The organism is Streptomyces sp. NBC_01426 (genome assembly GCF_036231985.1).
Taxonomy (GTDB): Bacteria; Actinomycetota; Actinomycetes; order Streptomycetales; family Streptomycetaceae; genus Streptomyces.
In genome coordinates this window covers 6,624,719-6,640,460 of sequence record NZ_CP109500.1, presented here as the reverse complement: position 1 = coordinate 6,640,460, position 15,742 = coordinate 6,624,719, and the positions used below count along the sequence as shown (strand labels likewise).

Sequence of the window (15,742 nt, the reverse complement as noted above, 5' to 3'; positions counted from 1 at the left end):
GGCCTACTTCCGCATGATGGCGGGTTCGTGGCGCCGCAGCAGTCGGGAGACCAGTACGCCGAACAGCAGGGACAGCGCGACCAGCATCCCGAGGTTCAGCAGCCACACGCCGGCGGTGTGCGCGAACAGCGGGTCGTCGGTGAGGGGGCCGGGCACGATCGCGCCCAGGTCGATGGTGCCCGCCATCGCGCCGAGCGCCCACCGGGAGGGCACCAGCCAGGACAGCTGTTGGATCACCGGCACCCCGTCCAGTTGCAGGAGCGCCCCGCAGAAGACCACCTGGACGATGGCGAGGAGGACCAGCAGCGGCATGGTGACCTCCTCCTTCCTGACCAGGGCGGAGACCAGCAGGCCGAGCATCATGGCGGTGAACGACAACAGGGCGACGGCGATCGTGATCTCGAGCAGCGGCGGCATGAGGACGCCCTTGCCGCCGGGGGCGCCGAGGTTCACGCCGAACAGGGCGACGAGGGTCAACACGACGGCCTGGGCCACCGTGATCGCGCCCAGGACCACCACCTTGGACATCAGGTAGGCGGAGCGTGACAGTCCCACCGCGCGTTCTCGCTGGTAGATGGTCCGTTCCTTGACCAGTTCGCGCACCGCGTTGGCGGCGCCGGTGAGCACGCCGCCCACGCACAGGATGAGCAGGGCGTTGATCGCCGTCTCCTGGGTGAGGCGGCTGCCGGCCAGGGCGCGGGCCATGGCCCCCATCACGAACGGCAGCGCGATCATGATGGCGAGGAAGGTGCGGTCCGCGCTCAGCGCCGCCGCGTACCGCCGGACCAGGGTGGAGAGCTGGGAGCCCCAGCTCTGCGCCTTGGGCGGAGGGGCGACGAAGCCGGCCGGTCCGTGCCTGCCGTCCGCGACCGGGGGCCGGGCGGCGGCCCCGCGCACGTACCTGCGGTGCAGGGGGGATGCCGCGTACTCGGCGGCCCAGTCGCGGTCCCGTTCGTTCTCGAAGGCCTCGAAGGCCTCGGGCCACTGCTCGTAGCCGAAGAAGGCGAGGGTCTCGTCGGGCGGCCCGAAGTAGGCGACGCGCCCGCCCGGGGCGAGGACGAGCAGCCGGTCGCAGACGTCGAGGCTGAGCACGCTGTGGGTGACGACGATGACGGTGCGGCCGTCGTCGGCGAGGTCGCGCAGCATGTGCATCACGGAGCGGTCCATCCCGGGGTCGAGGCCGGAGGTGGGTTCGTCGAGGAAGAGCAGGGAGGGTTTGGTCAGCAGTTCCAGTGCGACGGACACCCGTTTGCGCTGGCCGCCGGAGAGGCTGTGGATGGACTGGTCGGCGCGCTGCCCGAGGCCGAGCTCGCCGATCACCTCGTCCACCCGCGCCTGGCGTTCCGCCGTCTCGGTGTCCTGCGGGAAGCGGAGTTCGGCGGCGTAGGTCAGGGCGCGGCGCACGGTGAGTTGGGCGTGCAGGATGTCGTCCTGCGGCACGAGGCCGATGCGGCTGCGGAGTTCGGCGTAGTCGCGGTAGAGGTCGCGTCCGTCGTACAGGACGGTGCCCTGGTCGGCGGGGCGCAGGCCGGTGAGGGCTCCCAGCAGGGTGGACTTGCCGGCGCCGCTGGGGCCGACGACGGCGAGCAGGCATTTGGCGCCGACGGGGAAGGAGACGTGGTCGAGCAGGACCTTGCGGCCGTGGTCGACCGCGACGGAGAGCTCCTGGACGTCGAGGGAGACCTCTCCGGTATCCACGTACTCCTGGAGCTGGTCGCCGACCAGGCAGAAGGCGGTGTGGCCGATGCCGACGATGTCGCCCTCGGCGATGGGCGCGCGCTCGACGCGGGCGCCGTTGAGGTAGGTGCCGTTGTGGCTGCTGAGGTCGACGATCTCGTACGTGCCGTCCGCGAGCGCCCGCAGCTCGGCGTGGCGTCGGGAGACGACGAGGTCGTCGACGACGAGGTCGTTATCCGAGGCCCGCCCGATGCGTACCTCGGTCCGCGCGGGCAGTGGGCGGACCGAGGTGGGCCGGGCGAAGGTGCCGGTCAGCCCGGGGTGCGACACGGAGGACGGTCGCGAGGTCCCGCCGGCGGAGCCGGTGGACGCCACGTACGCCGATGGCCACGCGGGGGTGGCGGACGGCTCGGGGGTCACGGGGGCAGCCGGGGCGGGCGCGGGGGCGGATGACGCGGACGGGGCCGGCGCGGGGGTCGCCGCCGGCTCGGCGGACGGCCTGGCGGGCGGCTCGGCGGCCTCGGCGGACGGCCTGGCGGACGGCTCGGCGGCCCCGGCGGGAGGCTTGGGGCCGAGCAGGAGGGCGCGCGGGCCGTCGTCGACGCTGCCGAAGCGCAGTTCGCTGCCGGCGCCGACGTTCCAGGCGTGGATGCGGTGGCCGTCGGCCCAGGTGCCGTTGGTGCTGTTCTCGTCCTCGACGGTCCAGTGGTCGCCCTCGGCGCGCAGCACGGCGTGGTGCCAGGAGACGCGGGCGTCGTCGAGGCAGATCTCGCAGAGCGGGTCCCGACCGACGTGATAGGTCCGGACCGGGCTCATCGCGGTGGAGCCACCGGCCGTTTCCAGAACGAGTTCGGGTGCGGTCGACACACCGGGGCGCTGGACCATGGTCAGATTTTCCCACGATCCGACCCGCTCGGCATAACCGCAGGTCAGAGCACTCTTAAGGGTAATGACAACGGTCCCCGTTGCAGCCTTTGCCCATCTTCGAAAGGTGCGCTTCACTTCACGCGTCGGAACCGAACAAACGGGGGACGCCATGACCGGGCACGACCACGCGAAGGATCACACCCACGGCCACGGCGGCCACGGCGGTCACAGTCACGGGGTCGACCCGAACGCCGACCGCCGCTGGCTGGGAATCGCCCTCGCGTTGATCGCGGGCTTCATGGCCGTCGAGGTGGTCATCGGCGTCATGGCCCACTCCCTGGCGTTGATCTCGGACGCCGCGCACATGCTGACGGACGCCGTCTCGATCGTCCTCGCGCTGATCGCGATGCGGCTCGCCGCCCGGCCGGCACGCGGCGGGTTCACGTACGGCCTCAAGCGCGCCGAGATACTCTCCGCCCAGGCCAACGGCCTGACCCTGCTCCTGCTGGCCGTGTGGTTGGCGTACGAGGCGGTGCGCAGGCTGCTCGACCCGCCGCCGGTGGAGGGCGGGCTCGTCCTGGTGACGGCGCTCGCGGGGATCGTCGTGAACGTGGCGGCGGCCTGGTGCATCTCGAAGGCGAACCGCTCCTCCCTGGCGGTCGAAGGCGCCTACCAGCACGTGCTGAACGACCTGTTCGCCTTCATCGGCACCGCCGTGGCCGGTCTGATCGTGCTCACCACCGGATTCGTGCAGGCCGACGCGATCGCCTCGCTCGTGGTGGTGGCGTTGATGGTCAAGGCGGGCTACGGGCTGGTCCGCGAGTCCGGTCGGATCTTCCTGGAGGCCGCCCCGGCCGACACGGACCCGGACGCGGTCGGCGACCGGCTCGTCGGGCATCCGCCGGTGACCGAGGTCCACGACCTGCACATCTGGACCATCACCTCGGGTCAGGCGGCGCTCTCCGCGCACGTCCTGGTGGAACCGGCGGGCGACTGCCACGCCGTGCGCCGCGATCTGGAGGGGCTGCTGGAGAAGGAGTACGGGATCACGCACACCACGCTCCAGGTGGACCACGTGCAGGACGAGCTGCTCTCGGTCGGGCGGCGGCCGGGTGATGTTCCGGCGGGCGTCTCGCACTGCGCGGACGCGCACGGTCCGGTCCACCGCGAGGGTCCGCACGACCACTGACGGCCCGGTGGTGCCGATGCCCCTTCCGCGGGGCATGGATACCGGCATGGCACAGAAACGCAGCGCCGGACTGCTCCTCTTCCGACGGGCCGGCGAAGAGGAGACCGACATCGAGGTCCTGCTCGGGCACATGGGCGGACCGCTGTGGGACCGGCGCGGCGACGCCGGTACCTGGGCGATCCCCAAGGGCGAGTACGGCCCGGAGGAGACCCCGCTCGACGCGGCCCGCCGGGAGTTCACGGAGGAGATCGGCCTGCCGCCCCCGGAGGGCCCGTACCTGCCCCTGGGCGAGAGCCGGATGCCGAGCGGGAAGCTGGTGACGATCTGGGCGGTGCGGGCGGACCTGGATCCGGCCCTCATGGTGCCCGGGACCTTCACCATGGAGTGGCCGCCGCACTCGGGGCGGATCGGCGAGTTCCCGGAACTGGACACGGTGGCCTGGTTCACTCCGGCAGTGGCCGAATCCAGGTTGCTTCCCGGCCAAGTGGCGTTCCTGGAGCGGCTGTTGGTGCTCCTGAAGGGTTGACCCGACCTTGACTTGCCAACAAACCCCACCTGCGTGGACATTGCACATATGACGAGCGTCGTGCTGGTGGGGACCCTGGACACCAAGGGTGTGGAGTACGGCTGGTTGCGCGAGAGGCTGCTGCGCGCCGGCGTCGAGGTGGTGCTGGTCGACACGGGGATCATGGACGAGCCCCGGGTGCCGGCGGACGTGTCGCGCGAGGCGGTCGCGCGGGCCGCGGGAACGGAACTCGCGGACCTGCGCGCCGCCGCCGACCGGGGGGCGGCCGTCACCGCGATGGCCGCCGGGGCGGAGGCGACCCTCCTGCGCCTGCACGACGAGGGGCGGCTGCACGGGGTGCTCGCGATCGGCGGCAGTGGCGGGACGTCCATCGCGACCCGGGCCATGCGGGCGCTCCCGCTGGGCGTTCCGAAGGTGATGGTCTCCTCGATGGCGTCCGGGGATGTCGCCCCGTACGTCGGATCCTCGGACATCACCATGATGTACAGCGTCGTGGACATAGCGGGGATCAACAGCGTCTCCGCTCCCGTGCTCGCGAACGCCGTGGAGGCGGTCGCCGCGATGGCCGGGGGCTTCGTCCGCTCCTCCCGGGAGCCCGGCCCGGCCCGGCCGGCCGCGGGTGGGCGGCCGCTGATAGCGGCGAGCATGGCCGGCGTGACCACGATCGGCGTGGACGCGGCCCGGGAACGACTGACCGAGCTGGGCTACGAAGTGCTCGTCTTCCACGTCAGCGGCACGGGCGGCCGGACCCTGGAGAAGCTGGCCGGTCAGGGGATCTTCGCCGGCGTGCTGGACCTCACCCTGAGCGAGCTGGCCGATGACCTGTGCGGGGGCATCCTCACGGCGGGCCCCGACCGGCTGAGCGCGGCCGGTCGTGCCGGGATTCCGCAGGTGGTGAGCCTGGGCGCGCTGGACATGGTGAAGTTCGGCCCGTTGGAGAGCCTGCCCGAACGGGCCCGGTACCGGCGGGTGCGCGTGCACAATCCCTCGATCACGGTGATCCGTACGACCGTGTCCGAGTGCGCCGAGCTGGGCCGGCGGGTCGCGGCCAAGCTGCGGTCGGCCACCGGCCCCACGGCGGTGTGCGTCCCCTTGCGCGGACTGTCCACGCTCGGGGCGCCGGGTGGCCCCTACCATGACCCCCGTGCGGACGGGGCGCTGTTCTCGGCTCTGCGCGAGGGATTGCGGGGCAGTGCCGCCCGGCTGTACGACTACGACACCCACATCAACGACCCGGCGTTCGGCCGGGACGCGGCCGACCGACTGCACGCCATGATCGGCGCGGAGCGGGCGGCGGCCTGACGCCCGTTCGAGACACCCCGCGAGGTTGGGAACCGGCCGTGGCGGAAACCGTGTCCCTGGTGGTGGCCGGTCGGGGACGACCGCAACCGGGCGCGACGCCGCCGGGGACGGGGGGAACGATGAACGACGTGTGGACCGTACCCGGGTACACCCAGGTCCGGGAGCTCGGTGCGGGCGGCAGCGGCCGCGTGGTTCTCGCCGTGCACGAGGCGACGGGCACCGCGGTCGCGGTGAAGTACCTCGGCGACCGGCTGCGCGAGGACCCCGCGTTCGTCCGCGAGTTCCGCGCGGAGGCGCGGCTGCTGGGCGGGCTGCGCTCGCCGTACGTGGTCGGACTGTACGAGTACGTGGAGGCGCCCGGCGGCGCCGCGATCGTGATGGAACTGGTCGACGGGATCTCCCTGCGCGCGCTGCTGAAGCAGTCCGGCCGGGCGGACGCCGAGGCCGCGCTGGTGGTGCTGAAGGGGTCCCTGCTGGGCCTGGCCGCGGCGCACCGGGCGGGGGTGGTCCACCGGGACTACAAGCCGGAGAACGTGCTGGTCTCGGCGGACGGTTCGTCGAAGCTGGTGGACTTCGGGATCGCGGCGGGCCGCGGCAGCACGCCCGGCGTGGCGGGCACGCCCGCGTACATGGCCCCCGAGCAGTGGCAGGGACGGCCGGCCTCCCCCGCGGCCGACGTGTACGCGGCGACGGCGACGTTCTTCGAGTGCCTCACGGGCCGCAAGCCCTTCGACGGGACCAACTTCGCGGAGCTGGCGGTCCAGCACATCGAGGCACCCGTACCGGAGACGGAGGCCCCGGAGCCGGTGCGTCCGCTGATCCGGCGCGGTCTGGCCAAGGAGCCCGAGCGACGGCCGGAGAACGCCGAGGCGTTCGTCGCGGAGTTGGAGGGCGTGGCGCTGGCCGCGTACGGGCCCGACTGGGAGGAGCGCGGGCAGCGCAAACTGGCGGCGCTGGCGGCGCTGCTGCCCTTGCTGTTCCCCTCGGCGGGGGCGCCGGCCGCCGGTACCACCGCGCTGGCGACGACCGCCCTGAAGCCGCCGACGAGCCTGCTGCCGGGGCGGCGGGGAGCGCTCGCGGCGGGTGCGGTGCTGGTGATCGGGGCGCTGCTGATGTTCACGTACGACGCGGTCGGCGGCGAGCCGGACGGCGCGGCGGCGCTGAGCGCGTTCGCGACGACCAGTCCGGGTGCGCCGGCGGCCACGCCGGCCCCCGGTCCGAGCCCGTCGGGCTCCCCTTCGGCGTCGGTGTCGCCGTCCGCGAGTCCCTCGGCGTCCGCGTCGCCGTCCGCCTCGCCCTCGACGTCCACGAGCCCCGGCGCGAGCGTCACCCCGACGCCGACCCCCACGCCGACCGTGACCGAGCCGACCCCGACGCCCACACCCACGCCCACACCGACTCCGACGCCGACTCCGGTGGTCGTCTCGGGGGTGTCCGTCACCCTGTCCGCCGCCCCGAGCGCCGGTCGGGCGACCGTGTCCCTGGACGTGCGGGGCGGACCGGCGACGGTGACCATCGAGTGGTTCCGCGGCGACAGCCCGGGCGACCTGCGCGCTGCGGACGGCGCGGACTCCGTCGCCGTCGAGGCCGGGACGGGCCCGGTGACGCGGAGCCACGCCCTCGCGCGGGTCGGCGGCTGCTACGTGAGCGCTCGTGTCACCACCGAGCCGACGTCCGGCAGGACGGCCGTCGACTCGATCTTCATCCCCAGGTGTCAGGAGGTGCCGCGATGAGCGAGGCCCGGGCTCCCGAGGGAGACGACGACTACAGCGCCACCGTGCTCGGCAGCCACTGGTTCAGCGGCCCTCCCGGGGACCCCGCCGACGAACCGGCGACGCGGCGGCTCGACGGAGCGCCCGGCTCCGACCCGGACACGCGGCGCCTCGACGACCCGGACACGAAACGGTTCGACACCCCGCAGACCACCCCCGGAGCGGTGCCCGACCGGATCGAGGGCTCCGTCCTGCGGTTCGGGCCCGGGGTGACGGCGGCCGTGCCCGCCCCGTTCCCCGTGATCGTCGGGACCGCGGTGGGCGCCCCGCGCCGCCGCGGCGGGCAGTGGCGTCGGTACACCCTGGCCGCCGTGGTGCTGGCCGCGGTGCTCGCGTACCTGGGGTGGCAGCGCTTCGGGCCGGCCGTCGAGGTCCGGGACGTGGCGGTGAGCACCGATCCGAAGGGGCCGAGCTGCGATTCCGCCGCCGACGTGGTGGCGCTCGTACGGACCAACGGGCGCCCGGGGACGTTCGCGTACCGCTGGCTCCGCAGCGACGGCACGCGCTCCCCGCAGCTCACCGAGCGGGTGCCGAGCGGGCAGCGGGAGGTCTCGCTGCATCTGCTGTGGACGTTCCAGGGCGCGGGAACCTACCCCGCGCGGGCCGAGATCGAGCTGCTGTCGCCCTCGCGGCACACGGCCTCGGTGGAGTTCACATACCGCTGCCGTTCCTAGACGACGCGGGGAGGACCGCGGGCCACTTCGGGGAGCGACCGCGGGCCGCTTCGCTCCCCGCCGGTCGACGCCTCTAGAACCGGGCGTGCGCGGTGATGTCCGCCGCGAACTCCCCCGTCATCGCCGGGGTCACCGAGGGCCGGCACTGGGCGATCGCCGCGAGGAGGTCCTCGGTGCTCGCGCCGAGCTGCGCCGCCGACGCGCCCCGGGTGCCCACGCCTTCCAGGTCCCGTTCGAAGGACGTCTGCGCGGCCGTCCGGGCCGCGTGCTCGATGTCCGCCGGGGTGAACAGGTCGCTCGCCTCCACCAGGGCCGCCACGTCGACGTCCGTCCGACCGGCCGTGTGGCGCGACCACATCGCGGCGCGGGCCCCGGCATCGGGGGTGCCGATGGGGATCAGGTAGTCGAAGCGGCCGGGGCGCAGGAAGGCCGGGTCGAGGGAGCGGACGGAGTTGGTCGCGCAGACCAGCAGCCGTTCGTCGCTCTCCCGGAAGCCCGGTATCAGCTTGAGGAGTTCGTTGGTCACCCCGTGGATGCCGCCGGGCTGCGCGGGCTCGGTGCGTACGGGGGCGATCTCCTCGACCTCGTCGATGAAGACGAGGACGCGTTCGAGTTCGCCGATGCGGGCGAAGGCGTCGCGCAGTGCGGCGGCGAGGTTCCCCTCGTCCGCGAGGCGGGAGGGCAGCAGCTCCACGAAGGGCCAGCCGAGCCGGGAGGCGATGGCGCGGGCGAAGGTGGTCTTGCCGGTGCCGGGGGGTCCGAAGAGGGCGATGGCGCGCGGCGGCCGTACCCCGTGCGCGGCGGCCCGTTCGGGTTCGGCGAGCGGCAGCACCACGCGGCGCTCGATGAGGTCCTTCTCCTTCTCCATGCCGGCGACCTTGGTCCACAGGTCGTTCGGGAGGAACCGACCGCCGAGGTCGTCGAGGAGTCCGGCGGCGGGTCCGTGCAACGGCTCGGTCTTCTCGAAGTAGGCGACGGCGGGCTGGCGGGTGTAGCCGGCGTTGAGCAGGCCTTCGCCGAGCAGGTCCTCCTCGGGCAGGACGTAGGCGATCCGGCCGACGCGGGCGGCGATGAGGCGGCGCTCCAGTTCGACGAGGAGGGCGCTGGCCAGGCCCCGGCCGCGCCAGCCGGCGGCGATCGCGATCCGCATCACCCAGGCCCGCTCTCCGGTGACGCAGGCAAGGGCCGCGCCGATGGGGACGCCCTGGTGGACGGCGACCACGCAGGGCTGCCGGTCGGTGAGGGCGCTGATGCACTCGGCGAGCGAGAAGACCGATTCCTGGCCGAGTTCGGCCGTGGTGTCGATCAGATGCACCACCGATGCGAGATCGCTCTCGCGGTAGTCGTGGATGAGCCAGTTCACCGGGTACCGCCCCTCGTTTCGTGCTCCTGCGGCGAGGCTAGGGGCGGTCGGGCCCGGCGATCACGCTCCGTCGTGCACAACAGGCGTACGGAAAACCCTCCGTGTCGTCCATAGACCGGGTACGTGCGTCGTCGGAGCGGGCGCGTGCGCCGTCGCTTCCCACCGAGGTCCCGGTTTCCTTCATGGCTTCGCACAGGCGCGGCGGCCGCGCGGGCCGGCCGGGGGGTCAGTGCGTGTGGGAGTCCAGCCAGCCGAGCGAGGTGCGGGCCAGGTCCGGCCAGCCGTGGTCGACGGTGAGGGAGTGGCCCCGGTCCTCGAAGCACTGGTACTCGGTGGTGGCGCGGGAGTCCCGGTACTGCTTGTAGGTGGAGCGGGTCAGCACGTCCGGGACGGTGTGGTCGAGGCGGCCGGACAGCAGGAGCAGCGGGCCGCGGGTCTCGTTGTCGGTGTTCACCCGGGCGGCGGAGTGCGGGACGAAATTGCCGAGCGCCAACTGGAACAGGGGGCGGGCCGGGCTCGGGATCGTCCACTCGTCGTACAGCTCGGCGGACTCGCGCTCGGAGACCGCGTTGGCGAAGCCGTAGCGGAACTGTTCGGTGTTCAGCGACACGGCGTGCTTGATGTTCACGGGGTCGCGCAGGAAGGCGAAGGTCGATTTCGCCTGCGCCGGGGCGATGGCCTTCACCCCTTTGATCTGGCCGGGGCAGACGGCCACGGCCGCCGATCCCAGGCCTTGGCCGAGCAGGTGCTGGGCGATGAACCCGCCCACCGAGTGTCCGACGAGCACCGGCGCGGTGGGCAGCTCGCGGATGACCCGGGCGTACGCCTCGGAGATCTCGGCCAGCCCGACCCCGGCCTGGTCGCCGGGGCGCCGGCGGGCCTCGGTGACGGTGGCGGGGACCCCGGGCCACTCGGGGAGGATCGGTTCGAAGCCCGCGTCGAGGAAGGCTTCGGCCCAGCCCTGCCAGCTCGTGGAGTGCAACCAGAGCCCGTGGATGAACACCACGGGCGTGCGGTGCGGTGTGGTCATGGCGGGACACCTCCTGGGACCCCCGGCGCCTCTGCCAGTCTCGCCCCGGCCGGGAGGGGACGCCTGCGGAGCCCGCTTCGCCCCCCGGCGGAGCCGGCCGCCGGCGTCTCGGGGTCCTCGTCGGGGGCCGGGGTCCTGCGCGCGGGATCGCCGGGGAGCCCGGATCCTGGATGGACCCGGATCGCCGCGCGACCGGGCTTCGCGAGGTGGTTTCGTCCGGGTCCGGCATTCACAGCGGATTCATATGGAATTCCGTGCTCCGGACACAGTGTCGAAGGGCAGGCTCGGAACATGATCCATCGCGTGCTTCCCCGACAGACCGGCCGCGCCCGTGCCCGGCGGGCGCCCCGGATCGTGCTCGCGCTGGCCGCCATGGGCGCGCTGCTGGGCATCGACCTGCCCGACGCGGCGGTCGTGCCGCCCGAGGGGGTCACGGCGCAGGCCGTCCCCGACCGGACGGCGGACCGGGTGGGCGCGCTGTTCGCGGGCGGGTTGGAGGGCGGGCACTTCTGCACCGCGGCCGTGGTGCGCAGCGCCGGCCGCGATGTGATCGCCACTGCCGCGCACTGCCTGGACCATCCGGAGTCCACCGTGTTCGCACCGGGCTACCGCGACGGGCGTGCCCCGTTCGGCGTATGGAAGCTGACCGATGTGCACGTGGCCCCGGGCTGGACGAACGACGAGGACCCGGACGAGGACATAGCCTTCGCCTCGGTCGTGCCGACGGACGGGGGAACGGCGGCGATCGAGGACGTGGTGGGCGGGTTCCCGGTGGCGGCCGAACAGCCGGACGACGTGTCGGTGACCATCGTCGGCTATCCCAGCACCGAGGACGCGCCGCTGCGCTGCGCCAACGACACCTCCCTGTTCTCCGACACGCAGCGCCGCATCGACTGCCCGGACCTCAGCAGCGGCACCAGCGGCAGCCCGTGGCTGGCGAACGGCGCGCTGGCGGGGGTGCTCGGCGGCCACGAGGGCGGGGGCACGGTGCCGGACGTGTCCTACAGCGCCGTGGTGGGAGACCAGGCGCTGGAGCTGTACCGGGAGGCCGCGGTCCCGGCGGGCTGACCGGTCCGCCACCCGCGCTCGGCAGGGGGTGCGGTCCCGTGCGGCGGGCGCCGGTCCCCCGCTCCGTCACTCGTCGCCCACCTCGTGCGCGGGCCCGCTCGACGCGGCCGTCAGCGCCTCGGAGGGGGCCGCGAACCAGGTCGGCTCGTCGGTCAGGGCCCGGTGGATGCGGTCCAGGCCGAAGTCGTCCAGCGGGGGCAGCGCGTCCAACGCGAACCAGGCCACTTCCAGCGACTCGTTGTCGTTGGCCCGGGCCTCGCCGCCGGTGGCCCGGCAGCGGAAGGTGATGTCCTGGAACTGGCAGACGTCCCCGTTCGGGTACACGATCGGCTGGAGCATCTGGACCAGGACGACCCGCTCGGGAACGCAGTGCACGGCCGTCTCCTCGAAGACCTCCCGCACCGCCGTCTCCGCCGGCTGCTCGTCGGGCTCGGCGATGCCGCCGATCACGGCCCACTGGCCGGTGTCGGCCCGGCGGCCCAGCAGCACCCGGCCCCGGTCGTCGAAGACGATCGCGGTGACCCCGGGGAGCAGGAGCAGCTGGTGCCCGGCGGTGGCCCGGATCGCGCGGATGAAATCAGGTGTGGTCATGACTCGACCCTACGAGGCTCCGCGCCCGGCGATCGACCCTCACACCGCCCGGCGGGCCCGGATCCGGCGGACCAGGACCCAGCCGAGGCCGGTCGCGGCGAGCAGGAGCAGCGCGTACTCGGTCAGCGGCCCGAGGCGGGTGGCCGGGGTCTGGGAGGAGCGCAGCGGGATCTTCTCCACCAGCGCGTCGGCGGTGAACATCTTCGTCTGCCGGACGACCGATCCGTCGGGACGGATGACGGCGCTGACGCCGCTGGTGACGGGGACGAGCACGGTACGGCTGTGCTCGACGGCGCGGACGCGGTCCATGGCGAGCTGCTGGTAGGTCATCTCGGAGCGGCCGAAGGTGGCGTTGTTGCTCGGTACGGCGATGACCTGCGCTCCGGCGCGGACGGTGGAGCGGACGGCGTCGTCGAAGGCGGCCTCGTAGCAGGTGACCATGCCGACCCGGCTGCCCGCCATGTCGAAGACGCCGGGGTCCTTGCCGGGGCCGAAGTCGCGGCGGACCCGGTCCACGTCCTTGCTGAAGATCCGGATGACGGAGCGCATGGGCATGCGCTCGCCGAAGGGTTGGATCTTGCGCTTGTCGTAGGTCTGGGTGGGGCCCTTGGCCGGGTCCCAAAGGATCATCGTGTTGCGCAGGGGGCCGGTCGGCGGCGCCAGGACGGAGCCGATCGCCACGGGGACGCCGATGCGCTTGACGGCGTCGTCGATGACGTCGTGGGCGTCGCGCTCGGCGTAGGGGTCGATGTCGGAGGAGTTCTCCGGCCAGACCACGAAGTCGGGCTGCTCGGCGCGGCCCGCCTTGACGTCGTCGGCGAGCCGCAGCGTGCGGTTGGCGTGGTTGTCCAGGACGGCGCGGCGCTGGGAGTTGAAGTCGAAGCCGGCGCGGGGGACGTTGCCCTGGATGACGGCGGCCACCGAGGTGCCGTCCTCGGCCGCGTCCGACACGAGCGGGCGGGCCGCGAGGGCCGCGCCGATCGGCGCGACGACGGCGAGGAGGGCGAGGGCCACCGTGGTGCGGCGGGGGTCGTGGCGGGCGACGCGCGCGACCTCGTACAGGCCGAATCCGCACAGGGCGACCGCGAAGGACAGCAGCGGGGTGCCGCCGAGCGCGGCGAGCGGGAGGAAGAACCCGTCGGCCTGGCCGAAGGCCAGCTTGCCCCAGGAGAAGCCCCCGAAGGGGACGCGGGCCCGCAGGGCCTCGGCGGCGACCCAGATGGCGGCGGCCCACAACGCCCGGCCGGGGAGCTTGCCGACGAGGGCGATGCCGAGCCCGGCGAGACCGAGCAGCAGGGCTTCCAGGGTGGCGAGGGCCAACCACGGGACGGGCCCGACCTCCTCGCCGGTCCAGGAGAGCAGCGGGACGAGGTAGCCGAGGCCGAAGAGGAAGCCGAGGCCGAAGCCGGCGCGGGCGCGGCGGCCGTGCAGGCAGCCGGCCAGCAGGGCGAGGGCGAAGGGCGCCAGCCACCACAGGGGGCGGGGCGGGAAGCTCGCGTAGAGCAGCAGCCCGGCGAGGACGGCGATCAGGGAGCGCGTCTGCCAGGGGGCCTTGCGGGCACCGGCGCGCACGGTCCGCGAGAGACGGGCGGCCGTCCACTTCCCGTCGTCGGGACCACCGGGGTTCGCGTCGGCCGCGGCCGCCGCGGTGGAGGGGGAGGGATCGTTCCCGGCCGCGCGGGTGACACTGCTGCTCATCTGGCGGAGTGTACGTCCCTCCGCGCGCGAAGCGGGTGACCGGCTCAGCCGGCTCAGTGGGCCAGGGCCCGCAGGTGGGTGCGGATGACCCGGACCGCGTTCTCGGCGTCGTCGACGGTGACGGTGAACAGTTTCCCGTCGCCCAGGCGCAGCTCCACGCCCTCGCCGCGGCGGACGACGACGGCGGTGCCCTTGTCGGGGCGCCAGCGGTAGCCCCAGCCGCCCCACTGCTGCGGGGTGATCTGCGGCAGGAACTCGGCGGAGGTCACCTCGGACAGCGGGATGGTGCGGCGCGGCAACCCGATGTGGCCGCAGCGCACCTCCACGGCCCGGGAGTCGACGGTGACGGCCACGTGGACGAAGGCGAGGGTGCCGAAGAGGACCAGCAGGCCCACCGCGAGGCAGCCGATCACGGCCATGAGCAGGGGAATGATGCCCGCCGTCCACGCGTAGTCGACGGCGAGTTCGATGCCCAGGGCGAGGCACGCCGCACCGATGCCGGCGAGCAGCCACTGTGCGCGGTTGGAGGCGCGGCCCGTCCAGAGCGGACCCGGGGGGTGACCCGTCATGTGTAGCAGCGTACTCACGTTCCGCACGCGCGCCACCGTCCCTCCGCCGCCCGGTTCGACGGCGTCGCGCCCGGGCGGGCCGGTCGGGCGGGCTCCCGCCTGGGCGAACGCCTCAGCCGGGGAGGAGCCCCACCAGCGCGTCCCGCAGGGCCGAGTGCCTGACGGTCATGAAGCGGTGCAGGGTCCGGGAGGCGAGGGCGACGCGCTGGGCGCTGGGCGCTGCGGCGGCGCTCGGTGTCGTAGGCGCGCGAAGAAGCGGCCGTCGCCCCAGGTCTCGCCGTACGTCCCGGTCTCGAAGCCGGCGGTGCCGATCCAGGCCGCGGTGGCGAGGGAGCGCACCCCGCTGCCGGTGCCGAAGCGGGTGGTGCGGACGACCTGGAGGGTTTCACCCGCGGCCTGCTGGACAGCATCTGCCCCGACGAACAGGAGGCCCCGTGACCGATCGGCTCGATCGTGCGGTGGGAGCGGTGCTGGGCTCGGCCGCGGGAGACGCGCTCGGCGCGCCCTTCGAGTTCGGCCCCGCCGGCGAACTGGCGGCGCGCGGGAAGGAGATGGCCGGAGGCGGCGGCTGGGATCCGGGCGAGGCGACCGACGACACGCAGATGGCGGTGCTGGTCGGCGAGTCCCTGCTGGAACACGGCGGACTCGAACTCCCCGACGTGTTCGCGAGGTTCCGACGCTGGGCGGCCGGGCGGCCCAAGGACATCGGGCTCCAGACGGAGGACGTGCTGACGAACGGCGAGTCGTGGGACCTGGCCGCCGCCCTGCACTTCCAGGTCACCTCCCGTGCGGCGGGCAACGGTTCGCTGATGCGCGCGGCCACCTCGGCGGTGTACTTCGCGGCCGCCGGGCGGGAGACCACCATGGACGCGGCCCGACGGATCGCGGCCCTCACGCACGGCGACCGCGCCGCCTGGGAGGGCACCGCCGTCCTGCACGAGCTGGTACGGGTGGCCCTGGACGGGGCCGATCCGCTGGCCGCGCTGCCCGCGACCCTCGACGCGGTGCACCCGGACCACCGTGAACGCTACGGGCGCGTACTCGCCCCCGACTGGCACCCGGACCTGGCCACCGAGTTCAACGGGGCCGTGTGGCCCTGCCTCGGCTCGGCGGTGTGGGCGCTGCGGACCACCTCGGGGTTCCCCGAGGCCGTGCGGGCCGCGGTGAACCTGGGCGGGGACACCGACACCGTCGCGGCGGTCACCGGAGCCCTGGCCGGAGCCCGCTACGGCCAGGGGGCGATCCCGGACGCGTGGACCGGTCCCCTGCACGTGCCGATGCCCGGCTACGGGGACCGGACCCTCGACGCGGCCGGACTCCGGGACCTGGCCCGGCGACTGGCGGACGCCGGCCCGGGCGCCGAGGACCCCGACGTCGTCCCCCCGGCGACGGCGGGGCGGCCCCACTGACCCTTGC

General features: G+C 73.7%; 13 protein-coding genes. 7 read left to right on the top strand and 6 right to left on the bottom strand.

Annotated elements, in window-relative coordinates; all coding sequences use genetic code 11:
- Nucleotides 1-3: 3 nt before the first annotated feature.
- Complete coding sequence (locus OG906_RS29680) at nucleotides 4-2,493, bottom strand: FHA domain-containing protein (RefSeq protein ID WP_443067470.1); 2,490 nt, start codon at nucleotides 2,491-2,493, stop codon at nucleotides 4-6.
- Nucleotides 2,494-2,713: 220 nt separating this feature from the next.
- Here OG906_RS29680 and OG906_RS29675 point away from each other — a divergent pair, with 220 nt between their 5' ends.
- The 5 genes from OG906_RS29675 (at nucleotide 2,714) to OG906_RS29655 (ending at nucleotide 8,007) form a co-directional block, all read left to right on the top strand.
- Nucleotides 2,714-3,733 (top strand): cation diffusion facilitator family transporter, encoded by a 1,020-nt coding sequence (locus OG906_RS29675; protein WP_329447168.1) that lies wholly within the window; start codon nucleotides 2,714-2,716, stop codon nucleotides 3,731-3,733.
- A 46-nt stretch (nucleotides 3,734-3,779) separates the two neighbouring features.
- Nucleotides 3,780-4,259 (top strand): NUDIX domain-containing protein, encoded by a 480-nt coding sequence (locus OG906_RS29670; RefSeq protein ID WP_329447167.1) that lies wholly within the window; start codon nucleotides 3,780-3,782, stop codon nucleotides 4,257-4,259.
- A 48-nt stretch (nucleotides 4,260-4,307) separates the two neighbouring features.
- The gene (locus OG906_RS29665) at nucleotides 4,308-5,561 is read left to right on the top strand and encodes a Tm-1-like ATP-binding domain-containing protein (RefSeq protein ID WP_329447166.1); all 1,254 of its coding nucleotides are present in this window, start codon (nucleotides 4,308-4,310) and stop codon (nucleotides 5,559-5,561) included.
- A 119-nt stretch (nucleotides 5,562-5,680) separates the two neighbouring features.
- Nucleotides 5,681-7,294, top strand: coding sequence for a serine/threonine-protein kinase (locus OG906_RS29660; protein WP_329447165.1), 1,614 nt, complete (start codon nucleotides 5,681-5,683; stop codon nucleotides 7,292-7,294).
- Entirely contained in the window at nucleotides 7,291-8,007 is a 717-nt protein-coding gene (locus tag OG906_RS29655; protein ID WP_329447164.1) for a hypothetical protein, read from the top strand. The genes OG906_RS29660 and OG906_RS29655 overlap by 4 nt, the downstream gene beginning before the upstream one ends.
- Nucleotides 8,008-8,080: 73 nt before the next feature.
- Here OG906_RS29655 and OG906_RS29650 read toward each other — a convergent pair whose 3' ends face one another.
- Together OG906_RS29650 and OG906_RS29645 are read right to left on the bottom strand one after the other, a co-directional pair.
- Entirely contained in the window at nucleotides 8,081-9,370 is a 1,290-nt protein-coding gene (locus tag OG906_RS29650; RefSeq protein ID WP_329447163.1) for an ATP-binding protein, read from the bottom strand.
- A gap of 226 nt (nucleotides 9,371-9,596) precedes the next feature.
- Nucleotides 9,597-10,400, bottom strand: a complete 804-nt coding sequence (locus OG906_RS29645) for an alpha/beta hydrolase (protein WP_329447162.1) — start codon at nucleotides 10,398-10,400, stop codon at nucleotides 9,597-9,599.
- 303 nt (nucleotides 10,401-10,703) lie between these two features.
- Here OG906_RS29645 and OG906_RS29640 point away from each other — a divergent pair, with 303 nt between their 5' ends.
- On the top strand, nucleotides 10,704-11,468 hold the full coding sequence (locus OG906_RS29640) for a trypsin-like serine peptidase (protein ID WP_329447161.1): 765 nt from the start codon (nucleotides 10,704-10,706) through the stop codon (nucleotides 11,466-11,468).
- A gap of 66 nt (nucleotides 11,469-11,534) precedes the next feature.
- Here OG906_RS29640 and OG906_RS29635 read toward each other — a convergent pair whose 3' ends face one another.
- Genes OG906_RS29635 through OG906_RS29625 form a run of 3 tightly spaced genes read right to left on the bottom strand, consistent with a single transcriptional unit; the run spans nucleotide 11,535 to nucleotide 14,326 of the window.
- Nucleotides 11,535-12,059, bottom strand: coding sequence for an NUDIX hydrolase (locus OG906_RS29635; protein WP_267796975.1), 525 nt, complete (start codon nucleotides 12,057-12,059; stop codon nucleotides 11,535-11,537).
- A gap of 39 nt (nucleotides 12,060-12,098) precedes the next feature.
- Entirely contained in the window at nucleotides 12,099-13,757 is a 1,659-nt protein-coding gene (lnt, locus tag OG906_RS29630) for an apolipoprotein N-acyltransferase (RefSeq protein ID WP_329447160.1), read from the bottom strand.
- 53 nt (nucleotides 13,758-13,810) lie between these two features.
- The gene (locus OG906_RS29625; protein ID WP_329447158.1) at nucleotides 13,811-14,326 is read right to left on the bottom strand and encodes a hypothetical protein; all 516 of its coding nucleotides are present in this window, start codon (nucleotides 14,324-14,326) and stop codon (nucleotides 13,811-13,813) included.
- A gap of 434 nt (nucleotides 14,327-14,760) precedes the next feature.
- Between OG906_RS29625 and OG906_RS29620 the strand changes: the two genes are divergently transcribed.
- Nucleotides 14,761-15,735 (top strand): ADP-ribosylglycohydrolase family protein, encoded by a 975-nt coding sequence (locus OG906_RS29620; RefSeq protein WP_329447157.1) that lies wholly within the window; start codon nucleotides 14,761-14,763, stop codon nucleotides 15,733-15,735.
- Nucleotides 15,736-15,742 lie beyond the last annotated feature (7 nt).